Source organism: Pedobacter puniceum (assembly GCF_009674685.1).
Classification (GTDB): domain Bacteria; phylum Bacteroidota; class Bacteroidia; order Sphingobacteriales; family Sphingobacteriaceae; genus Pseudopedobacter; species Pseudopedobacter puniceum.
On record NZ_WKJI01000004.1, the window covers coordinates 320,712 to 345,316 of the forward strand.

20 protein-coding genes are annotated in these 24,605 nt (G+C 33.3%); all 20 read left to right on the top strand.

Annotation, left to right across the window (positions count from 1 at the left end; genetic code table 11):
• Positions 1-325: 325 nt before the first annotated feature.
• Positions 326-3,223 carry a beta-mannosidase gene (locus tag GJJ64_RS14995; protein WP_229655557.1) on the top strand — a complete coding sequence of 966 codons (2,898 nt, stop codon included), beginning with the start codon at positions 326-328 and terminating at the stop codon, positions 3,221-3,223.
• The gene (locus tag GJJ64_RS15000) at positions 3,220-4,464 is read left to right on the top strand and encodes a hypothetical protein (RefSeq protein ID WP_154288569.1); all 1,245 of its coding nucleotides are present in this window, start codon (positions 3,220-3,222) and stop codon (positions 4,462-4,464) included. The genes GJJ64_RS14995 and GJJ64_RS15000 overlap by 4 nt, the downstream gene beginning before the upstream one ends.
• Positions 4,455-4,715, top strand: coding sequence for a hypothetical protein (locus tag GJJ64_RS15005; RefSeq protein ID WP_154288570.1), 261 nt, complete (start codon positions 4,455-4,457; stop codon positions 4,713-4,715). The genes GJJ64_RS15000 and GJJ64_RS15005 overlap by 10 nt, the downstream gene beginning before the upstream one ends.
• A 416-nt stretch (positions 4,716-5,131) precedes the next feature.
• A complete protein-coding gene (locus tag GJJ64_RS15010; RefSeq protein ID WP_154288571.1) occupies positions 5,132-5,944 on the top strand; it encodes a hypothetical protein in 813 nt (270 codons plus the stop codon).
• A gap of 370 nt (positions 5,945-6,314) precedes the next feature.
• Positions 6,315-6,602, top strand: a complete 288-nt coding sequence (locus GJJ64_RS15015) for a PH domain-containing protein (RefSeq protein ID WP_195759290.1) — start codon at positions 6,315-6,317, stop codon at positions 6,600-6,602.
• A gap of 36 nt (positions 6,603-6,638) precedes the next feature.
• Entirely contained in the window at positions 6,639-6,959 is a 321-nt protein-coding gene (locus GJJ64_RS17105; RefSeq protein ID WP_154288573.1) for a LytR/AlgR family response regulator transcription factor, read from the top strand.
• A gap of 206 nt (positions 6,960-7,165) precedes the next feature.
• Entirely contained in the window at positions 7,166-7,957 is a 792-nt protein-coding gene (locus GJJ64_RS15025) for a hypothetical protein (RefSeq protein WP_154288574.1), read from the top strand.
• A 34-nt stretch (positions 7,958-7,991) separates the two neighbouring features.
• A complete protein-coding gene (locus tag GJJ64_RS15030; protein ID WP_195759291.1) occupies positions 7,992-8,435 on the top strand; it encodes a DUF2059 domain-containing protein in 444 nt (147 codons plus the stop codon).
• A 480-nt stretch (positions 8,436-8,915) separates the two neighbouring features.
• Positions 8,916-10,229, top strand: a complete 1,314-nt coding sequence (locus tag GJJ64_RS15035) for an O-antigen ligase family protein (protein WP_195759292.1) — start codon at positions 8,916-8,918, stop codon at positions 10,227-10,229.
• A gap of 2 nt (positions 10,230-10,231) precedes the next feature.
• On the top strand, positions 10,232-10,666 hold the full coding sequence (locus GJJ64_RS15040; RefSeq protein WP_154288577.1) for a PH domain-containing protein: 435 nt from the start codon (positions 10,232-10,234) through the stop codon (positions 10,664-10,666).
• 595 nt (positions 10,667-11,261) lie between these two features.
• Positions 11,262-12,950, top strand: coding sequence for a hypothetical protein (locus tag GJJ64_RS15045; protein WP_195759293.1), 1,689 nt, complete (start codon positions 11,262-11,264; stop codon positions 12,948-12,950).
• A gap of 224 nt (positions 12,951-13,174) precedes the next feature.
• Positions 13,175-13,738 carry a hypothetical protein gene (locus tag GJJ64_RS15050; protein WP_154288579.1) on the top strand — a complete coding sequence of 188 codons (564 nt, stop codon included), beginning with the start codon at positions 13,175-13,177 and terminating at the stop codon, positions 13,736-13,738.
• Positions 13,739-13,745: 7 nt separating this feature from the next.
• Entirely contained in the window at positions 13,746-14,276 is a 531-nt protein-coding gene (locus tag GJJ64_RS15055; RefSeq protein WP_039450519.1) for an outer membrane beta-barrel protein, read from the top strand.
• A gap of 690 nt (positions 14,277-14,966) precedes the next feature.
• Positions 14,967-15,836, top strand: a complete 870-nt coding sequence (locus GJJ64_RS15060; protein ID WP_195759294.1) for a hypothetical protein — start codon at positions 14,967-14,969, stop codon at positions 15,834-15,836.
• The gene (locus tag GJJ64_RS17110) at positions 15,836-16,075 is read left to right on the top strand and encodes a T9SS type A sorting domain-containing protein (protein ID WP_154288581.1); all 240 of its coding nucleotides are present in this window, start codon (positions 15,836-15,838) and stop codon (positions 16,073-16,075) included. Before GJJ64_RS15060 ends, GJJ64_RS17110 begins: the two co-directional genes overlap by 1 nt.
• 305 nt (positions 16,076-16,380) lie before the next feature.
• Positions 16,381-17,256 (top strand): ROK family protein, encoded by an 876-nt coding sequence (locus tag GJJ64_RS15070; RefSeq protein ID WP_154288582.1) that lies wholly within the window; start codon positions 16,381-16,383, stop codon positions 17,254-17,256.
• A 12-nt stretch (positions 17,257-17,268) separates the two neighbouring features.
• On the top strand, positions 17,269-19,209 hold the full coding sequence (locus GJJ64_RS15075) for a sialate O-acetylesterase (protein ID WP_154288583.1): 1,941 nt from the start codon (positions 17,269-17,271) through the stop codon (positions 19,207-19,209).
• A gap of 6 nt (positions 19,210-19,215) precedes the next feature.
• Positions 19,216-21,015 (top strand): hypothetical protein, encoded by a 1,800-nt coding sequence (locus GJJ64_RS15080; protein WP_154288584.1) that lies wholly within the window; start codon positions 19,216-19,218, stop codon positions 21,013-21,015.
• 25 nt (positions 21,016-21,040) lie between these two features.
• The gene (locus tag GJJ64_RS15085; protein ID WP_195759295.1) at positions 21,041-22,981 is read left to right on the top strand and encodes a hypothetical protein; all 1,941 of its coding nucleotides are present in this window, start codon (positions 21,041-21,043) and stop codon (positions 22,979-22,981) included.
• Between the two features lie 2 nt (positions 22,982-22,983).
• Entirely contained in the window at positions 22,984-24,453 is a 1,470-nt protein-coding gene (locus tag GJJ64_RS15090; protein WP_195759296.1) for a sialate O-acetylesterase, read from the top strand.
• Positions 24,454-24,605: the final 152 nt, after the last annotated feature.

Consider the following 24,605-nt stretch of genomic DNA (forward strand, 5'->3'; position numbering starts at 1 on the left):
TTTCAAATACTTTTTTTGCTTATGTATACAGGTATTAGAGTTATGTACAGGATTCTCTTTTTATAAAATCTTTTAAAAATTTTCTTTTCAGAAAGGCAGTTTTTAGAAATGCTAGCACAGCAAAAACCTGCTTTTTAACATTAAAACATAGTTTTTTTAACTTTTCTATACTGCTGTACACTATATAGATACTGTGGTATATAAGCTAGGCGGTATTTAAAGCTAATATTGCATCTACAACCAATTGCTAAAAATCAGGTATTTTAAAAAAGAGACAATGCATATTGTTTATTTTGAAAATCCCAGAAGAACGACGAAAAAATTTATGAATCATTACAGTACAAAAAGGATGCTTTGGAGTGGGTTTAAAAAAACTGCTTTAACAAGTTTGTTAATCTTGGGGGCTACACAATTAAACGCTCAGCAATACAAACTCAATTATGGTTTATCTCAACCTCAAGATCCTGCTACCTTACCAAAATCTAAGGCCGCAGTGGTTTTACCCGTTAAAAAAGAAAAAGTAGAAGCAAAAACCATCTTAAAGCCTTTGGCTAATGATGAATTACAAATAACCGGCGGTTGGGAAATGATTCAGGCATCAGCAGTACAGGCTTCTGGTGAATATATCTCAACAGCAGCGGTAAACACCAAAAGCTGGTACAATGCAACAGTACCGGGTACGGTGTTAACTACTTTGGTAGATCAAGGCGTTTATCCAGATCCATATTTCGGTTTAAACAATATGTATATTCCTGAAGATTTATGCAGACAAAATTGGTGGTACCGTACTACCTTTAAAACACCTGTTTTAAACGATAAAAAACAGCTTTGGTTAGTTTTTAATGGTATCAATTATCAAGCAGACATCTGGATGAACGGCCATTTATTAGGTAAAATGAGCGGTGCTTTTAAAACTGCCACTTATGATATTAGCAAGCATTTAAACCCGAAAGGGGAGAACGTGGTAGCGGTGCGTATTATTCCTCCGCAAAATCCGGGTATTCCGCATGAAGAATCTGCAACAGCAGGCAGAGGGCCAAATGGTGGTTTATTGGCAGTGGATGGACCTACTTTCATCTCTTCAGAAGGTTGGGATTGGGTACCGGGCATCCGCGATAGAAATATTGGTATTTGGCAAGATGTAAGGTTAAAATTAAGTGGTCCGGTGGTTATAGAATATCCACAAGTAATAACAGATTTACCTTTGCCAGATACCAGCAGAGCAGCTATAACTGTAAAAACAGAACTCCATAATACCAGCAAAACAGCTCAAAAAGTTACCTTAACAGGTAAAATAGAAAATATCACTTTCTCCAAAACGGTTGATTTAGCAGCCGGAGAGCGTAAAATAGTAAGCTTCTCTCCAACAGAATTTGCTCAATTAAACCTGAAGAACCCTCGTTTATGGTGGCCAAATGGATATGGTAAACAAGCACTATATCAGTTAACCTTAAATGCTCAAGTTAATGGCCAAAGTAGTGATGATAAAACTACCCGCTTTGGTATCAGAGAATTAACTTATGATTTAACTGTTGATTTTCCTCAAGAAAAAAACAAAAGGGTTGAGCTTAACCCGATAACGGCTTTAAAAGATGGTAAAGCCCTTTTTGATAATGCTAATAGAAGAGAAGTAGCTAATAATGTTACTATCCCAAGTTTATTACCCGGTATTAACCCAGCTGTACTACAGAATAGTAAAGAAACTTCTACAGCACCATTTTTAGTAATTAAAGTAAACGGACAAAAAATATATTGCAAAGGCGGTAACTGGGGTATGGATGACGCAATGAAACGTGTATCCAGAACGCAGCTTGAGCCTTATTTTAGATTGCATAAAGACGCTAATTTTACCATGATAAGAAACTGGACTGGCGAAAGCACAGAAGAGGTTTTTTATGAATTATGTGATGAATATGGCATGTTAGTTTGGAACGATTTCTGGCTTTCTACAGAAGGATATAATCTGGAAGTTAATGATGAACATCTTTTTGTAGAAAACGCCAGAGACGTAGTAAAACGTTTCAGAAACCACCCATCTATTGCTATTTGGTGCCCTCGTAATGAAGGTTATGCGCTACCAAAATTAGATTTTGAATTGGCAACCTTAATTGCTAAAGAAGATGGAACTCGCCATTATCATGGCAACTCCAGATTAATGAATTTAAGAGCTAGTGGTCCGTGGGATTATGAAAAAGATCCTAGCGTTTATTTTACTAAAATGGCCGATGGTTTTAGTACCGAGTTAGGTACACCATCTGTACCAACAGCAGCATCCATGCGTAAAATGATGGCGAAAGAAGATGTTTGGCCTATTAGTGATGCTTGGTATTATCACGATTTACATTTCGGGCAACATGATTATCGCAGAGCGATAGATTCTTTATATGGCCCTGCTACCAACTTAGAAGATTTTTGCAAGAAAGCACAAATGATAAATTATGATAGCCACAGAGCTATGTTTGAGTCTTGGAATAGCAAATTATGGCAAAATACCAGTGGTTTATTGTTATGGATGACGCATCCGGCTTGGCCAAGTACCGTTTGGCAAGTTTACTCTTGGGATTTTGAAACTTTTGGTTCTTACTTTGCTTCCCAAAAAGCTTGCGAGCCTGTTCACGTTCAAATGAATTTACATAACGATGAAGTGGTAGTCGTGAATACATCTTTAAACGCTTATAAAGATGCCAAACTTCATTTAAATGTGTATGATTTAGATGGGAAGCAAATCCATCAGCAAAAAGCTATTATAAATGTGCTTGCAAACCAATTAAACAAAGGCTTTAAAGCGCAATTACCAGCAAATTTACCTGCTAATTATCTGGTAAGGTTAAAGCTTACCGATAGAAATGGTAAAACCCTTTCTGATAACGACTATTGGAAAAACAACGGTAAAGAAGCCAATTTCTTAGCTTTTAATAAACTGGCAAACGTAAAGTTAGATATCAAGATAAACGATAAAAAAACCACCGAAACGGTGAAAACCTATTTTACTGTAAGTAATCCATCTGCTACAACAGCTATTGCGGTAAAGCTTAATTTAAAATCTTGCACTACCAAAGAAATTATTTTACCAGCTTATTTTTCTGATGGTTATTTCAACCTTTTACCAGGCGAAAGCAGAAAACTAATGGTAGACTATCCTATACAAAACGGCGAGGTAGAAATTGCGGTTGATGGTTATAACATCGATTCATCTAAAAACATCAAAATAGCTGCTAAATGATTCATCAAAAAATAGGGAAACTGGCAATTTTTGCAATTGCTGGTTTCTTTTATATCAGTGTAAACGCACAAGAGGTACCAAATAAGCTTAAACTTAAAGAAGAGTTAAGTATTCTTAAAATTATCGATAAACATAAAATCAGTAAAGGTGCTAGCATCCCTCAAGATATTAAATCTCGTTTAGGGGCTACCCACGTAGGAGGTAAATATTTTTTAACTAAAGAACCTTATTTAATAGAAGGTGCAAAGCAATTACATCAATTGGGTTTTGGGGTATGTAAGCTTTGGTTTTATAAAAATCCATCGGGTTATCAATACAATTCTAATTGGAATTTAGCACCCAATATCAGTTTAAAGCAATTGGCTCAACATCCTTATTATCAACAAGCTTTTGATGTTCCTTTTACTACATTTATGCTCAGTACGGGTGGTTCTGGTATCAAAAGTATGGTAAATGTAAGTGATAGCGGTTTGGTGAAAGAGCAACAAGAGTATTATGAATTAGCTAAGTATTTACTTCAAAAATATCAGGATAGAGAAGTTAATTTTATCCTTAAAAACTGGGAAGGCGATTGGATTTTACGTGGCGGTGTTGGCCGATTTGCGCAATGGGGAAGAATAGAGCCTCCTGCTGATGTGGCGGAAAGATTTACCAGTATGATTAAGGCTTTTAAAGCCCGCCAAGATGGGGTAAACCAAGCCAGAGCAGAAGTGCAAAATACAAAATGTAAAGTTTACCATTCTATAGAAGTGAATAAGGTGATAGATGCCATGTACGGCGTACCTACACTTACCAATGATGTTTTACCGCATGTAGAAGTAGATATGGTGTCATGGTCTGCTTATGATGCTACAGATTTTGATAAAAGAGGAGTTGATTTATATCGTGGTATTACATACCTCAGAAGCAAAATTAAGCCTACTGCTTATGTGAAAAAGCCCATTGTTTATATTGGCGAGATAGGTATCCCAGAAATGGGAACTAAAAATTTACCTGCTGAGTTTGAAGAGCGTTGGGATAATTATTTAGCCGTTTGTTTAGCACAAGATATTCCTTACGTAGTGATGTGGGAATTGTATTGTAATGAAACAGCCAAAGATGTAAAAATAGAGCAACCCAACTTTACCACCAAAGAAACAGATTTAAATGGTTTTTGGCTATTAAAGCCTGATGGTAAGCCAGGTTATGCGATGCAGTATTTTGATAAGGTTTTAAAAAACGCAGGTAAACAATGGAAGTAAAACTAAATAAAACTTTATGGATTAAAATAGCGATAGCTTTAGTGGCTTGTTATGTCGTTTTTTCATCTTATGATTATTTTATAAATCCTAAAGGCACTTATTATGAGGGTGTTACTAAAGTGATGCTTTTGGTTTTATTGCTAACTTTTTTAATTAACCTACCCAAATTAATTAAGCTATGTATTTACGGTTTTGTAGCATTTTTTTCTGTTGCAGGCTTTTTAATAAGAATTTTTAGCGGTTTAATGTAATGAATAAGAAAAGAGTATGGACAATCATCATCGGCATCGTTACGGTTCTTTTTTTATTGATGATGATAGATTACCTTATGGTACATGAAAATTTAAATCAAAATAAATCAATAATAGAAAGAGGGGAATAAAACCATGATTGTGATTTGCTTATGTATGCTATTTTTTCAAATAGCCGTTGTTATGGGACTTTATACTAAACTTAGAATTAAGAAAAATGGTTTTTATTCTTTGATACCCATATTTTTTTTAGTGGCTACAATAACAGGTTTAAATAGCTATTTCAAAAATGAATTAAATGATAAGATTTTACTTGGAGCATGCTTAACTACTTTTTATCTACTTACTATTTATGTTATTAATAAAATAGGGGTAAGTATCAATTAAATGAATAATAACACTTAAACTATATCAAGATGAAAACATTACAATTTTTAACCTGCCTATTTTTATTAAGCTTAAGCTTATTAGCTTGTAAAAAAGACGAAAAAACTCCTGTAAGGTCAACGCCAACTCCGCCACCTAGTAACCAGCCTACCGTATCTTGGATAGATAACATGAGCGATGGCTTTGCAAACGGCTGGAATCAGGATATATCTGGAGGTGGTAAATGGCAGTTTGATGCGGTAGAGAAACTCAATTGGTCTATCATCAATAATCCTAGCAACCAAGCTATAGGTAGGGCAGAAGTATCAAGAAGATTAACAACTTTTACCAATACCGATAAATTGGTAACCGTAAAAGGAAAATTTAAAATGGCCCTTACTGCCGAGGACAATAAACCTAATGAAGGTGGTTGGGTTATCCAAACCATGGCTTGGGGTTATAGAGATCCTAATGACTCTATTGTATATAAACCTTTGGTTGTTGCTCGGATTTTAGCAGATAAAGTAGATTACTTGGTTTATGATTATATCTGGGATGCGCCTAATAAAACATACCGACCAAAAACTGGTTTCCCGGTTTCAAGGATCGTGAGAAATGCTATCACTGCTGGTCAAACTTTCGAGTTAGCTTTAACCATCAACTTCAGTAAAAATAGTACAGGCTATGTAAAAGCAAATTTAAACGGAGTAGACATTCCCGCTGCTAATTATGTTGGGGCAACCTATCCTTCTATTTTTCCTCAAGCCAATGTACAATGGAAAGGTGGTACTTACTCCTCTTACCAAGGCGAGCATTATTCTAAAATTGGAGTTTATTATTTAGCAACAGACCAACCGCAGTAAACTTACTTAAAACACACTATATGAATCATCTAATAAATATTTTAATAGCTATTCACTGCATGATAGTGGTTTTTTTTTGCTGTAAGAGCATCAGCTAAAGAAGCTATACATTATAGATTTTATTGGTTACTCATCGTCATATTCGTACCCTTTTTAGGGTATGGATATTACTATTATGTAAGCAGGCGTAGTCTAAAAGTTTAAAAGAAAAATCATTAAAAAACATTTACCTATGCCATTAAACTCCATAAAATTTAAAAGCCAAAAGAGTTATTTTATTACATTCTTAGTGTTCCTACCTCTAATAGGAATAGCATTTATACTTATTTTTACAACTTGGAAGCTTCCCTTGTATATTTTACCCATGCTGATGTTTACTAACATCATCCGTATAGTACGTCTTTGTAGGTGTCATTATGTCATTTCAAACCAAAAAGATTTAATTATAAACTTTGGGCCTAACCGTAAAACTATTCCTATAAAGAGTATTACATCAATAACAGAAGTAAACAGGCTTAGCCTTTACAGTTGGTTTGTGAGTTGGAGTAATGATACATCTGGTTTATTAATTTTTTATCATAAAAGCTCTAAAGTGGTTATCTCCCCTGAAAATAGAGAAGAATTTAAAGCTTTGTTAGAAGCGTTGAGGAAGGTTTAATTATACTTAATAAGAAATAAATATCTATTCATACCTATGAAAAAAATAATTATCAATACTCAAGATTATATACATTTTATAAATCAACAAGATATTCTTTATTGTAAATCAGACGACTGTTATACAAATATTCACTTAATAAACAATGATAGTTTTATGGTGTGTAAATCATTAGCAATGTTTTCTAAAGAATTGTGCTCGGTAGTTTTTATAAGAGTAAATCAGTCTTATTTAATAAATAGAAATTTTGTAAAGTTTATAGATAAGAAAAGTAAGAAAATACATCTATATAATAATATGGAAATATCTATTTCTTTAAATTTCAAAGAAATTATGGGAATTTTTAAAATTCAATAATTATTGAAGTTAATTAAAATTTAGTTCTTGGTAAGAAACTTATAATTCTTAGTTAAAGTGTGGTAATACTTAATAAAGTTTTTAAAATTAAAAATTACGATTTAGTTTAAATAGTTTAGAGATGAAATAATTAATTAAACTAAAAATTATGAAAAAAATCAAGCAGCCAATTACTAATTGCTTATGTTCTCGTAACGGTAACTATATTGGCGACTTTTTATGCATGTGAGAAAGAAACATCAAAGGAGACTTTTAAAAATGAAATTCAAAACAAGAAAACAGTTTTGAACACAAAAGAGGTGATAGAGTCTTATTCTCAAAATCGCCACCTGATTGCTATTGCAGAAAAACTTAAATTGAATAAAAGAATTATTCGTTTTTCTAAAAAGACCAACAAACTGAATCAATCCATAATTAAAGACAAAATCAATCAGCTTAAAAGAACTGAGGATATTCGACAAGTTTATGCATATATGGGCTACGAGAAAGAAGCCCAAAGCATGGAATTGAATTTAAAAGAGGCTGTAGCTGAAATGTCCGCATTTATTCGTGAAAATCCTGAGTTAAGATCATTACAACAAAGCGAAGTAGAGCTCATAATAAAAAGTAGCTTACTACAGATTAATGAAAGACTAAATCCAAAAAAGCGGAACACCAATTACCTCTTTAAAAAAGTACAAGAATATGCAACTGGGCCATGTGCAGATGCATTTAACTATACAGCAGATGAGCTTGATTATAATTATGACATGACTAAGAATGAAATTATGGCTTTGAATGGGGCAGCACTAATAGGGTGTTATTATACAGGGCCTGCTGGATACTTAGAATGTGTTGCAGTAGCAGAGCTAGTGACCTTTATAGCCTTGTTGTCTAATGATAGTCGATATGAGGATGGATATCAAAGGGCTATGAATGAATATAATTCTTGCTCTACTCAATATAATCCAACAAACTTTATAAATCAAAAAAGAAAATCTGTATTATTTAATATATAATTAAAGTAACTGCGATTTTATTTAAATGTTTATTATGAATTATTTTATAGTTTATATATTCCTAACAATTACCATTGGTTATCATCAAGTTTGTTTTTCTCAACCAAAACAGGAGAAAATCATTGAGCTTACTAAGTTAATGAAGCAAGATTCACTTATGGAAAAGGTAATTAAAAGTACTTTAGGCCCATTATTATCGCAACAAAATAACTTAAAAACGAGGTTGGCGATGGAAAAGAAAATAAACGAAATGTTACCGCTTATTAATGAAATGAATGAGAAATTATTAGAAAACGATCTCGTAAAAATCTATATGAATTATTTTACAGAGACTGATATAGACGAGTTGATAAAATTTTATTCAAGCCCAATTGGGAGAAAACTTCATTCGGTGTCTCCGACAATCACAAAGGAATTAATAACAATTGTTAATCAGAAATATTTACCGATAATTTTAAAAACTGTTAGTCAAAACTAATTGCCCGCTAAATTCAATCTAAGACATTTAAAAAAGTCTAATAATACAACTAATATAACTATGCGTGAGTGTTATAAAGTTACTTTTGATTTCCTTATAATGCTCACTCTTGGCATATTGTTTATTCAAATATTGCTGTGTAATCCTTATCTTTATTATTATCAAGATTATAAAGATAATCATTATACATTTGTTTATTTAGCTATTCTTACACTTACGCTAGTATGCATCAAAGGGTTGTTTTTTAAGAATATAATATACAAACTAACATTCTTAGATCTTCTGCTTAGTATTCTTATGCTCTTAATAATTTTTGCAGGTAAAAGAACGGTATTTTTTTCAGAAATCTTATGCAATTTTCTTGTCGTTTGTATAATTTATCTAGCGGTTAGGACTATAAGTTTACAAAATAACATTAAGCTTATTTTTTTTACATCAGTAATCTTTGCCGCTATTCAAATAATACTGATATGTTATAGAATGTATGATCTAAGATTTTATAATACCACAATCCTTGCTGGAAGCCTTGGTAATACAGGATTATTAGCAGGATTACTATTAATAGTGTCACCTCTACTTTTTTATATTACAAACAAAAAAAAGCATAGATTTATATTAGTTACTTTAACGTTATTGATTTTCTTATTAATAATCTTAACAAATTCAAGGGCTGCAATCATCGCATATTTGGGAACAATACATCTGATTTTGCTTACATTTAAAAGATACAGAAGACTTCTTAAAATGAGAAAGACTTTCTTTACCTTAATATCTGCACTTATCATTTTAATCGTAGTGTGTTTTAGCTTTTTTAAAATTGATTCCATAAACGGAAGATTTTTTATTTGGGACGTCTGCCTGAAAAATTACAAATCTTTTATCGTCAATGGAATTGGTTATGGAGAATTTCCGGTTCAATACAGAAGATGGCAGGGCGACTATTTTAAAAGTAACGATAACAGTTATTTTTCTTATTTAGCAGATTTACCAAAAAATGCATTTAATGAACCATTACAGATATTAATAGAATTAGGAACCAGCGGTTTTATTATTTTTATATCAATTATAATTGCAGTATTCAGGGCATCCACTAATTTTCCAGTTTTTTTGGAAACTACACTTAAGATTTCCCTTTTAAATGTATTATTATTTTCTTTTTTTTCTTATCCCTTTCACAGCTTTCCAATATTAATCTATTCTGTGTCTGTACTGGGCTGCTTAGCTTCAGGGTTGAAAAATAATTATATAATGACAAATTATACCGTTCGTTTTAGTTACGTTATTATGTTATTAATTATTCCGGCTATGACTTATTTTATTTACCAAAGATCAACATCTATTGCTACTTGGAACCTTTTGAAAAAACAACAACCAAAGTTTGCGTTAATTAAATATAAAGAATTATTATCCGTTCTAGATTACAATAGTCAGTTTTTACTTGATTACGGAAAATTATTACATAGAAACTCTTTATATCAAGAGAGTACCGACATTTTGCTGAAGACTGAAAAAATATATTCAAATATTGAGATACCAATATTTATCGCATCTAATTACCAATATTTGAATGACTATGTAATGGCAGAAAAATATCTAATTTCAGCTAATCAATATATTCCTTCTAAACTGTTACCCAAGTACATGCTATTGAAACTATTTATAGAAACGAGAGACACATTAAATGCAATCAATATGGCTAAACATATATCTGAAACGCCTCTTAAGGTTAATTCAGACTCTGCTTTTAAGATGCAATTATTTGCTGAAAATTATTTACTTCATTTAAAACATTAATTATGCCAACAATCAATAAAAAAGCTAACTCAAAGAGAAGCATCTCAGTAATAGTAATAAAGTTTATACCATCATTATTTCTGATACTTGCACTGACTATTGTCCGTTCGCCAATTAATACATTGCTTTTGGCGGTACCTGTTGTCTTTGCTCTGATGACATTGTTTCGATGCCATTATACCATCGTAGATAACTCCTTCCTGATTTTACACGTTTCGTTCAAGAAAAAAGTAATCCCTCTGGAAAGCATCTACCACATTTCAGGTGAAAAAAGTGTTGGATTTCATAACTGGTTTATAAATTATAGTAACTCTTTGAAAGGGGTCGAGATAACTTATGGAGAAAATAGAAAATTAATTATATCACCTGAAAACGGTGAGGATTTTATAGCTTTTTTAGAGAAAAGTATTAAAAACCGGGACATTCATAGCAATTAGATAACTAGTTTAGATAACTAGTACTATAACTTTTAGCTATAAATTATCCAAAGTTTATTCTTTATTATTCTTTGCAATTTAATTTAATATTTCTGCAACTGTTAATTCAAATTAGCAGCCCAAAAATGGCAATGCATATCAAGATAAGTAATAGCACTTAAACCTAAAGTGGGAACTATAGAAACAATGTTAATGCAAAAAGAAATTAAGATTTTGGGTTATTAGTATGTTAAATGGTATGTTCAAAAAATTAAATAAAGTTATAATATTCAGTTTTTCTCTAACTTATTTAAGTTGTTCTAATGCCTCAAATGATAATGAATTGAAAGAGATTTTAAATTCATCAACAACGAACATTTATGAATTAGAAAAAGTGTTATCTCATTATTCATATGGAGATAGTTTAAAGTATAAAGCGGCTGTTTTTTTAATTAAAAACATACCTAGTCAATATTCGAGAAAATTTATTGATTATAATATGTTTTCTGCTGTTTTTGATTCATTAAATTTTTATGATAGTACTCATCAAAATAAGCTGAAAAAAGAGATAAATGTTCTTGCTAAAAGTTTTCATTTAAAAAGGCTTTGGAAGAATATGGAAAATCAGAAAAATGAGTTTAATTTATATGACTTCACATCTCAACAAGATATTAGTACTATTAAATCAGAATATATTATTGAAAACATAGAATATGCTTTTAAAGCCTGGCAATTACCTTGGGCCAAACATTTAAGCTTTGAAGATTTTTGCAATTATATACTTCCATACAGGTATGGAGCCGAGGAGTTACAGCCCTGGAGAGCAGTATATTTTGAAGAATTTAAATGGGTAATAGATTCTGCAAAAGGAGAAAAAGACCCTGTTAAAGTTTGTGCCATAATTAACAATCATATTAAGGCAAAATATACTTTTGCGTATAATTCTGGCTTAAAAAATATTTCCAATAGTATACGCCCTCTGGATTTATTAAAAGGTAAAGTATTAAGTACTTGTGCAGACCAAAATGCTATAGCCATGTTAGCTATGCGCAGCATAGGAATACCTGTGTGTCACATTGTTATACCACAATGGGGAGACAGGAGCATGGGGCATGATATTAGTGCCGTTTTAGATACCAATGGTAAATGGATTGACTTTCTAGGAGGTGAATTTAATCCCGGTAAGAATATTATTAGGAATAAGGTTCCAAAGGCTTATATTAAACATTTTGCGTTGCAAAAAACAAGTTTGCCTTTTAACGTAGATTCTACTTTTGAAATTCCTGCTATTTTAAAAAATAAAAGGTATGAAGACATTACCTCATCAATAGTCCCGGTTACTGATGTACATATAAATTTCAATATTAAGGATAAAAGTAAAATAGGCTATCTGTGTGTATTTAATAATCAGGATTGGATACCAGTAGATTATGCTAAAATAAGAAACAGTAGAGCAGTATTTAAAGACATGGGAAGAGGAATTGTTTACTTGCCAGCTACGTATAGTTCTGGAGAAATTATTCCGGCCGGAAATCCTTTCTTACTTGATTCCTTAGGGAAAGTAAAACTTTTCTTTTCATCTTCTAAAACAGAAAATGTAATACTCGATAGAAAGTATCCTTATAATAAAAGATTAATAGAAATGTCTGCCGTTACTATTGGTGGAAGGTTTCAGGGGGCAAATAGAAAAGATTTTAAAGATGCAGCAGATTTATATGTGATAAAAAAACTTCCACCTCAGTATCCTGTAAAAGAAAAGATCAAGCCAGCTTCTTATAGATATGTGAGATATGTATTTCCACCATCAGAAATATTACAAGGAGGTATAACCAATATTGGCTTTTATAAAAAAGAAGGAAATAAGACAGTACGTTTAAATGGGGAATATTTATCATCAACAGAAGTAAAACCAGGGCAGTATAAAGTCTTGTTTGGAGATAGTACTTCTTACATAGACGATTTAAAATTTGTTCCCGGAATGGAAAAGATGTCTTTTGATGGCTATATTCTTGTTGATAAATCTGAAGGAAATTTATGGATTGGAATGGATTTTCTACAAAAAGAAAGAATAAATGCTATTGGTTATATGCCAAGAAATGATCTTAATGGAATATATGAAGGCCAGACTTATGAGTTGTTTTACTGGCAAAATAAATGGAACTCCTTAGGAATTAAAGTTGCAAATGATAAAAAAATCAAATTTGAGAATGTACCTAAGAACTCATTATTGTTATTAAAAAATATATATCATGGTAATGAACACAGAATATTTAAGTATGTAAATAATAAGCAAATTTGGTTTTAATGATTAATACTATTATGGACTAATCGATATTATCATAATTTAAACAAAGTCTGTCAAAAATCTCCACAAATAATTACTCTTAAAAAGTACAATCATATTTTTATGTTTAGATATAATACTTTTTGAGACTCATGTACACCCTATAGAAACTACAGTACATAATACCTAATCATTTAATGGCGTATTATTGTAACATAAACCAATTAACCCAAAACATATAACTTATGAAAAAAACAATAGTGCTATTACTTATTTGTTTTGCCTTTAAATCCTCTTTTGCCCAATTAGAAAAAGGAAATTGGCTGGTTGGGGGGAGTGGGAGTTTTTCTTCTGAAAAGTACAATTATGGAACAAGCAATTCTAAAACAACTAATTTAAATTTATCTCCCGCAATTGGTTATTTCTTTGCCAATAAATTAGCAGGAGGTTTAAAGCCTATTTACAGTTATCAAATAATTGCTGATAATTCTGGGTTTTCAAACAACTCAGAAATTAATGAGTTGGGCATAAGTGCTTTTTTAAGTTATTATTTGTTGAAAAAAACTGAACCATTTAATTTTTTAACTCAAGTTAGTTATGGCTACTTGTGGCAGAAAGATTCAAGTTCAAACAGTGAAGATTCACAAGACTCTTATGAAATTACAGGAGGGCCTGTATATTTCATCAACCAATCTATAGGGATAAATCTATTTCTTGGTTACTCTTTAGCAGATTTTAGAGAAATTGAGTATAAGCAAAAAAGATTTTCAACAGGAATAGGTTTTCAGATCCATCTAACAAAAAAATAAATACATCATGAAAATTACTTTTTTAACAATTACTATTCTTTTTATATCCCAACTATCTTATTCTCAGATTACTAAAAATAGTTGGCTGGTAGGTGGGGGCGTAAGTTTTGCAAATACTATTATTGATGGCGAAAACGCATCAGAAACAATCAATATAGCCATTTCTTCAAATGCAGGATATTTCGTTTTGGACAAGCTTGCTTTAGGAACTAAGTTATCATTTACCTCAGATTATATCCCTAAAACGTCAATAAAAACAAATTTTTATACCGTAGGTCCATTTGTTAGATATTATCTGTTTTCTCCTGAAAAAGTATTTAATATTTATGCTCAAACAGCCTTTGAATTTAAATATAGGAATGATAGCGAAGGAGCAATTCGTACTTTTTCAGCCTTAGGTGGCCCTGTTATTTTCTTAAATCAGCATGTTGCATTAGAATTTAATTTGGGTTATGCTAACACTAATTTTAAAAATAACGAGCTAAATATTAAAACAATTCAATCGGGTATTAGCCTGCAAATACACTTAACTAAATAATTTATTCACCTAAAAACACGTTATGAAAACAATTTATCTAACTTTTTTATTCTGTTTTTTCTAATCTCCAAAGCAGATTCTTTAAAGGCACAAACAACCGTAATTGATTATACAAATTGGACTGCTGCTATTGGCTGTAATATTTTTGCAACAGGGCCATCAATTAATAACTTAGAACATAGAACTGTTCTTGGTACGCCTACTTATGAAACGGTAAATAAATCGATAGTTTTACGATCAGATATTTCTAACTATCAAGCCAGAGGGACGTCATTTAGAATAAATTATAATTTTAAAAAAGGTTATAAATACAAAATAACAATAAAAGTTTGGAGACAAAAAAGTAATCCTACCTCTTCTGACATTAGATTACGTTCGGAATTAGTTAACTCAAGTACTACAACAGCACAATGCTTAGGACCAGAGTTTAATAATAATTATGATAATGGAAATACAGCAACTTCAATCTTCAATAATATCATTTCTGAAGATGATGCTGATTTATTATATAACTTCAACACTTTACAATCTGCTTTTTCTTATTTAGTTGTTGGAGCGGTAATTAAAAATAATTCCACTATACAAACAGCATATATCAAAAAAATAACCATAGAAGAAACCGCCCCAGAATTGGTATTATCACCTACAACTTTGGCGACAACATGTGGCGTTTCTACTAATCAAACTTTTATGGTAAGCAACCCAAGTGGTATGGCGAGCATTACCTCTTACGAATGGAATTTAGGTTCAGCTAATAATGGGTGGTTATATAATGGTAGCCCAGCCCCACAAAATATAACTACAACATCCAATTCTCTCGCTTTAACTTCTGTTTGTAATGCTGCAACAGTAAATAATGTTGGGGTAACTATAAAAGTAAATAATGCAAATTACAAAAGTTATACTGCCACAGTTAGCAGAGCTGCTGCAACTTCACCAATTATAATTGGTAGTTCAAGCATTTGTAGTGGTAGTGGCACTTATAGTATAAGTAATTTGCCATGTGGAGCTACTGTTAATTGGTCTGCAACGGGAAATACCACATTTAATGGGGGTAATGCAACAGGAAACAGCGTAACTATTAATAACAGTGGTACAGAAGTAATTACATTAACAGCAAATATTAGTTCTGCCTGTGGTAATTTTACGAGAACCAAAAGTATTACCGTAGGTTTACCTCCGCTTAGTGATGGCGTAACTACTGTATGGGATGGCCCAGGAGATTATGTGGTTGGTACTAATACACCAGTTATCGCTACTTTAACAAACCCTTATCCAAATGCTAGTTATTATAGTTGGATATTAGAGCCCTACCCAGATGCTCAAACTTATATTAATCAGGGAAAACCAGTTCCTTCAGGCTCTGTATTCAATAATGGAAGTCAAGCAGTTTTTGATTTTGACTATCCGGGAGATTATATGGTAACTGTAAAAGCGTTTACAGATTGTGGAGAGTCTAACTCAATAAATCTTTTTTATTTAGCTGTTGATACTGCTGATTATGATTGGGGTTATTATACTTATAGTATATATCCTAATCCGGCAAACAACGAACTATAGTGTCTTATGATACTCAACAAAAAAATAATAAGAATAATAAGTCTTTATCAGATTTAAGTAATGCAATTAACATTCGGCTTGTAGATGATAAGGGTAAAGTTTTAAGAGAAGATAAAATTCTACAAACGGAAAAAACTGTAAGTTTAAATACAGAAACAATCCCTCCAGGAATTTATTATCTCCATATTTTACAATTAAATAGAAAAATAATAAAAAGGCAAATTGTTATTAAACATTAATTAATGGAGCTTATTAAGAAAATTCACCCCTAAATGTGAATTTTCTTAGTTTATACCCCCTCTATTAAGTTTTTGAGACTCATGTACACCCTATAGAAACTACAGTACATAATAACTAATCATTTAATGGTGTATTATTGTAACATAAACCAATTGACTAAAATTATGGGGCTATCTTAAATCACCATTTTATGTCAGGCTGAGCGGAGTCGAAGCCATTTTTTTTGAGTATATCAGAGAATATTTCCACTCCACTCTAGAAGACAAATGTTTTTTAAGACAGTTTCCTAGCCGAGAAATAAGAAATGAACAACATCGTATTAGGTGCAGATATAGGCGGTTCACACATCACAACAGCCTTAATTAATTTAGAAACGCAAGAGCTGGTAGCTCAAACCTTAAAAAGAGAAAGGGTTAACCCTCATGGCAGTCCAGAAGAAATTGTAGATGCTTGGGTGGCTTGCATACAAAGTACTATAGCCAAACATACAACAGCCATTCATTACTACGGTATTGCCATGCCAGGCCCTTTTGATTATGAGGCAGGCATCAGTAAAATTAAAGGTCTTTCTAAATTTGATGCCCTTTATGGTTTAAACATCAAAGAAATGTTGGCAGAAAGGCTTTATTGCAGCAGTGCTGACATCCGGATGATGAACGATGCAGGTTGCTTTTTACAAGGCGAAGTATTCTCTGGAGCAGCAAAAGGTTATCAGCATGTTATAGGCTTAACATTAGGTACAGGTTTAGGTACCGCCCGTTACCATGCAGGCAGTGCAGATGATGCCAACCTATGGTGTTTCCCTTTTAAAGATAGCATAGCCGAAGAGCATATTTCTACCCGCTTTTGTGTGAACCGCTATCAACAGCTTAAAGGAAATGCTATTAAAGATGTAAAAGCATTGGCAGAAATTTATGAGCAAGACCCTGCTGCACAGCAAGTTTTTAAAGAATTTGGCACAAACTTAGGGCAGTTTTTGGTCGAGTTTATCAAAATAGACCAACCACAAGTTGTAATTATTGGAGGTAACATTGCCAACGCTTTCTCTTATTTTAAAAATGAAGTAGAACAAGCTCTTATCCATCATGATGTGCTTTTACCTATTTGCCTATCACAGCTAAAGGAAGAAGCGGCATTAATTGGTGCAGCAAGTTTATGGGCAGTACAAGAAGCTATTTAGGATAATTAAACCATGAAAAAGTTTTTATTAAGCTTCATCAATTGTTTTTTCTTTGTTTTGGCTTTCGCCGATGTTAAACTACCCGCTTTGGTAAGTAAAGGTATGGTTTTACAAAGAAATAAGCCTATCCATATTTGGGGTTGGGCCGATGCTGGCGAACAAATCACCCTCACATTTAAGGGTAAAACCTACCAAACAGAAGGTCAAGCAGATGGAAAATTCTCCTTAACATTACCTGCTATGGAGGCTGGCGGACCTTACCAAATGCAGCTAAAAGCTAAAAATAGCATCACCATAGATGATATTTTAATAGGTGATGTTTGGGTATGCTCTGGCCAGTCTAACATGGAGTTTGAAATGTTTAAAGCTCAAAAGCTTTATGCCAAAGAAATTGCAGCAGCCAATTACCCTCAAATTAGGCAGTTTGAAGTGGTAAAGAAATTTTCTTTTACTACAGCTCTTCAAGATGTTACAGCAACCGAGGGCTGGCAAGTGGCTAATCCGCAAAATGTACTCAATTTTACAGCTGCTGGTTATTTTTTTGCTTTAGAATTGCATCAAAAATATAAAGTGCCTATTGGCTTAATTAATGCTACTTGGGGCGGTACACCTGCAGAGGCTTGGCTAAGCGAAGACGGTTTACAAAATTTCCCAAATTTTACCGCTACGGTGAATCAGTTTAAATCAGCACCATACCTACAAGAAGTAAAAAATAAAGACCAACAAGCAATAGCCCAATGGTTTAAAAACATCAAAGAACAAGATAAAGGGCATTTAGCCAATGGTTTAAACTGGGCAAGCGCACAAACCAATACACAAGACTGGCCTACTACTAAATTACCTGCCTTCTGGACAGAAGAAATCTTTAAAAACGTAAATGCAGGTGTAGTTTGGTATCAAAAAGATATTGAAATTCCGGCTGCTTTATCAGGTAAAAAAGCCTTACTTTATTTAGGTAATATTTATAACCAAGATTCTACCTGGATAAACGGCATTTTAGTAGGCCATACAGAAGATAAGCATAAGGCTAGGGTTTATCAGCTTAATGATTATATCTTAAAGCCGGGTATAAATACCATAACTGTTAGAGTATTAGCATGGGCTTCGCCTCCGGGTTTTGTAAAAGATAAGCCTTATAAAATAGAAATAGAAGGCGAAACTATAGATTTAACAGGCACATGGAAGTATCAATTAGGGATTGCCGCACAGCCTTTACCTCCTACGACAAATTTAGCCTATCAGCCAGCAGTTTTATATAAAGGAATGATTGCTCCACTCACACCATATCCTATAAAAGGAGTAATCTGGTATCAGGGTGAGGCTAATAGTGCCAGAGGAAAAGAATATCAGCAACTTTTTCCTGCTTTAATTACAGATTGGCGTAAGCAATGGAACTTAGGTGATTTTCCTTTTTTATACGTTCAGTTACCTAATTATTTAGCCGTTAAACCTCAACCCTCGCAAAGCAATTGGGCCGAGCTTAGAGAGGCACAGCTCTTTACCTTATCACTACCTAAAACTGGTATGGCGGTAACTTATGATATTGGTGAGTGGAATGATATCCATCCTCAAAATAAAAAAGATGTAGGTTTAAGATTAGCCTTAGCAGCACAAAAAATAGCTTATCAAGAGAAAGTTGTACACTCGGGGCCCATCTATCAAAAGATGAAGAAAAAAGAAAATAAGCTTATCTTATATTTCACCAGTACAGGCAGCGGACTCATCTCTAAAGATGGTAAAGCTTTGAAATATTTTGCTATAAGTGCTGATGCTCAAAACTTTGTGTGGGCAAATGCCATCATCAAAAATAATAAGGTAGAAGTTTCTCATCCTGATATTAAAAATCCTGTTGCTGTACGTTACGCTTGGGCAGATAATCCTGAAGGAGCAAATCTTTACAACAAAGAAGGTTTGCCAGCCTCGCCATTTAGAACCGATAAACCTCTTAATTAAACCAGCATGTTTACAAAATTTAGAATCTTTTTCATAGCATTTATCCTTTGCACTACCCAAACATGGGCGCAAAAAAATAGCATTCCTTATTGGAATAAAAACACACAATTATTGCCTTGGCGTTTTGTGCCTAGCATCACCAATATCACTTATGAAGATTTAGATAAAGACGGCGACCCTGATATTTTAAGAGCTTTATTAAATGGTGAAATCCCAATTATGTGGATTGATGATAACGATAACATGAAATATGGCGATAAAGAAGGCGATACCATAGATGATTGCTTGCTGATAGATAAAAATAAAGATGGCAAATTTGCTGGTCCGTATGATTTTAGTTTAGATTGGGCCGATGAAGATAAAAATGGCAAAGCAGATATTCAGCTGATTGTAAGTAATGCTGGTACCAAAGTGCGTAATTATTTTGATTGGGGTGCAGATTTTATGTATGTCTTAGATGATGATCAAGACAATATCATGCACTATGTAGATTGGAATAAAATTGCCATGCAAGCCTGGGAGCATAACGGCCATGCTAATTTCTTTTACGATTATAGTGGTAATTCTACCTTTCTTAAAATGCATGGTTCTAGTTTCAGGATAGATGATTTACGTTACAACTGGGAAAACCCTTTTATTTTTTATGATGAGGATGGAGATAAACTCACCGAAATGGCTATCCGTTTGGTAGATACACCACATTTTAGAGATACATCAGCAACAAAAAACACCAAAAATGGCTTTGATAAGGTTCCGCAAGATATTGATATCATCTTTACAAAAAATATAGATTATGCCGCCATTACTTGGGATTTAGATAATGATAACGGTCCGGGTAACGAGTTTGATTTTGATATGAGTATGCTTTTTAAAGGAAAAGGTTATAGCTATCAAGACCAAGGGCATCATTTTAAAAGTTTAAAAGGTTTACCAGAAGCCAATAAATTTTTTGATGATAACAGATGGAGAAGTATAGATACCTTATTTTACCCAGATAGAGATACGGCTTATGCCATGACATTTAAACAAGGCGACTGGCAAGAATGTCGTATCGTTTTTGATGAAGATGATGATTGCAACCGTTGGGAGCGGGTAGAGTTTTACGACCCTAAAGATATTTTTACCATAGGTGTAGAAAAAGGTGGTTTAGACCATAATAAACAAGCGGATGCTTTAGGTGACCGTGGAGAATTTGATATGGATAACTCCGGAAAAGGGCAATTGTATATTGGTGCTTTTGATGGTAGAATACATTTATATGGTGCCGAGTGGGGTGCTTGGCGTATAGACCAAACAGCTTACTCTTTTCAAGGTTTTGGTGGCCAGTATGATAGATGGGGTAGAGACCGTTTGCAAAGACCGCAAGATAAATTTGCTACTGTAAAATATACCGATACTGATAATAATGGCTTTATAGACCAGCTAGAATATGATTTAGATGGCGATAAAGTTTTTGAAGATAAAATCTCCTTATTGGTTTTAGGTATAGATGATAAACAAGCGCTCATCAACACAGCAGAAACTTCTTACCAAAACTTTAAAGCTGTTTTTAATACCGTTGCCGAAAATATGTGGTCAAAAGCTCAAAAGGCAGTAGAAAAAGCTAAGAAATTTAACATCAATACTTTTCATTATGCTTTTTATTTACAACCACATTCTTTACATGAAAAGTATGATTTTGGCTATTGGCTAAATTTCTATCTCTATCAGGATATGCGTTACGAAGCAAAAGTTAAAAACGACAAAAAATTAATCCACAGCATAGATAAAGCTTATTATTCTGGCAATTGGGATTTATTAAACTAAATTTAAGATGACTAACCAAACATCCATGCTAAATATAAAAATGAAAGCCTCATTCATCTTGCTTATAGTGGCTTTTACAAGTTTTACCATAAAGCTTAATGCACAAATAACAGCTCAGCAGGTACAAGAAAGTTTTCAAAAAACTGGTTTAAGCAATCAATACAGTCGTTTATTTTTTAACCAACAAGATATAGAAAGGGTAAAAGCTTTATACAAACAGCAAGACCCTATTGTGAAAATTGCTTATGCTGCTTTAGAAGAAAAAGCACAGGAAGTGTTAAAAGAACCCATTCAAACTTATGCTTTAGATGCCGCTAAATTAAGAATTCCTTCTATCCATAATTTTGCAACGCAATTGCCAAGTTTAGTGATGATGTACCAATTTACAGGTAATAAAGCTTACGCTGATAGGGCCTGGGCGCAGTTAGATAAATTTATTGATTATCCAGATTGGGGCGCCAACCGTCATTTTTTAGATGCCGGGATAGGAGCTTTTAACTTTGCTTTAGCTTATGATGGTTTACATGATTATTTATCTGCCGAGCAAAAATCGAAACTGAAAGCAGCAGTTATGAAGCATGTATTGATGCCTGCTAAAATCCAAATGGAAAAAAGAATTTGGTGGCATACTGCACATCATAATTGGAATGGTATCTGTAACGGAGGCATCATCATGGCAGCTTTAGCCATGTTCGAGGATGATCCTCAACTCATGAGTCATATCACCTCTTTAGCTGCTAACGCTCTTCCTTATTATATCAATTCTTTTGAGCCTGATGGGCAAAGCGAAGAAGGCTTAATGTATTGGAGTTATGGTTTGATGTACACCACCATAGCGCTAGAAAGTATGCAAAGGGTATTAGGTACTACTTATGCTTTAGATGAAGCTCCCGGTTTTAAAAAAACCGGATGGTTCCCGCTTTATGTTTCAGGGCCAGTAACCAGTTTAAGCATCGGCGATGACCCCCTAAAAAATAAAAGAAGTACCACATTTTTTTGGTTTGCAAAGCGCTATCAGGATAAAGCCTTAGCTAAATTACAATACGATTTATGTTTAGAAAATAAGCAAGTTACTTGGATGGATATGCTTTATTACCAGCCTGATATGGTAAATGGTCCGTCACCTTTAGCTGCTTTGCCCACCGATAATTACATCCGCGGAATAGAACTTATGTCTTTAAGAGAAAATTGGGAAGCTAAGGGTTTATATATAGCCATGCATGGTGGTAAAAACGATGCTAATCACGGGCATTTAGATGCTGGTACTTTTGATATTCAAGGTTTAGGCGAGGTTTGGGCTTACGGAGATTTAGGAAGAGATAATTATACCTTTCCGGGATATTTTAGTAAAACTACTTTGCCAGATTATTTAGATGCACCTAGCGAGCCAAAAGAAGCCGGAAGATGGCATTTCTATCGTTTAAGAGCAGAAGGAAAAAACTGCTTGGTTTTTAATCCAGATTATCGTCCAGATCAAAACCCCACAGGCGAAGCTACGCTACTAAAACAACATAGCGATAAAACAAAAGGCTTTTATACTTTAAACTTAAGTAATTGTTATAGCAGAGATGTAGAAAGCTATCATCGCGGAATTAAATTAGACAGACTTCATGGGGTCATTACTGTCAGAGATGAATTTAAAGCTCGCTCATCATCAAACTTATGGTGGAGTATGCATACCAAAGCTAAAATAAAAATATCAAAAGATGGTAAAACAGCTATTTTAAGTATCGGTAAAAAGAAAATGTATGCCCAAATAAATACTCCCTTAAATGTAAAATTTGAGATTTTACCCGCTAGCTATTTACCCGGTCGTACTTTCTCTTTAACACAGAACTCGGCAAATGAAGGTTTCCAGAAATTAGCTATCAGTTTAGCTGATGTTAAAGAAGGTGCTATTCAGGTAGATTTTTCTTCAAGCAAAGCTAAAGTTCAAACTCAAAATCAATCTCTAAACCAATGGTAAACATGAAATTTAAAAAGCTTCTTTACAGCCTTCTGTTTTTTATGTTGCATACACAGCTGTATGCTAAACAACAAACTTTTAAACTAGCAACTGCTATACAAAGTAATATGGTGGTGCAGCAAAATAAAGCTTTTAAAATTTGGGGATTAGCTGAAGCAAATGAGCAAATCAGTGCTCAGGCAAGTTGGGATAATAAAAAGGTAACTGTAACTGCCAGTGTTAATGGCGAATGGTTATTGCAATTAGCAGTTCCTAAAGCTAAACCTGGTGATTTTAAGCCTCATTATATCATCATTAAACATACAAAAGGAGAAGTTAAACTAGATAACATTCTAATAGGCGAGGTTTGGTTGTGTAGCGGACAGTCTAATATGGAGATGACTATGTTACCTGCACCGCCTTGGCATAAAGGAGTTCTGGATTATGAAACAGAAATTCCTGAAGCTAATTATCCAAACATTAGGCTTTTTAAAGTTAAAAGAGATACCAGTAGTAGTAAAACTATTTTTGTTGATGCTAAATGGCAAGTTTGTAGCCCAGAAACGGTTGGTACTTTTAGTGGTGTAGCTTATTATTTTGGTGTTGATGTTTTTAAGAAACTAAATATTCCGGTGGGTTTAGTACTTTCTGCTTACGGAGGTGCTTCTTGTCAAGCTTTTACAGCTAGAGAAGTTTTAGAAGCAGATCCTCAATTGAAAAAGAAATATCTAAATAAATATCTACTACAACCAGATAGCGTTATCTTAACCAATAAACCATCATTGATGTATAATAAAATGATTTACCCTTTGATAAACTTGTCTATAAAAGGGATATTATGGTACCAGGGAGAGTCTAATTCTTGGGATAGAGGTATGTATACAAAATTATGTTCGGCAATGCTTGAAGGCTGGCGGTCTGATTTTAAGCAAGGTGATTTACCTTTCTATTTTGTACAGATGACGCCTTTTAATTGGAATAAAAAGAGTTATCCATTAAATGAATATGCTTTTTTTAGAGAAGCACAAGAAGCCATACTAAAGGTTAAAAATACCGGTATGGCTATTACTATGGATGTTGGTGAGCCAGATGATATACATCCGAGAAGAAAAAAAGAAGTAGGGCAACGTTTAGCTAAAATAGCTTTGCACAAAAGCTATGGTTTTAAAGATATAAATTATCTAGGGCCTCAATATAAAGCTTGCAAAATTAAAGAGGGTAAAGTCTTGATTAGTTTTACAAAAGAAAGTATCGCAGAAGGTTTAAGAACCAAGTATGGCTTCAGTCCAAAGCACTTTTTAATTGCCGGCGAGGATAAAAAGTTTTACCCTGCAGAAGCTCGTATTCAAGGAGATAAAGTTGTGGTTTTTGCAGCCGAGGTTAAACATCCTGTAGCAGTACGTTATGCTTTTCAAAATTATCCTGTAACTAATTTCCAAAATAAAAGTAATTTGCCGGCTGTACCATTTCGTACAGATAACTGGAATGAATAATATTAAACCAAATTAAATTAAACTATATACATGACATCAACAACACAAAAAAGTTATACATCAGCATTGTATACTTTAGTAACCGTTTTCTTTTTCTGGGGCTTTGTGGCCGCCTCTAACGGTATTTTTATTCCATTTTGTAAAACTCATTT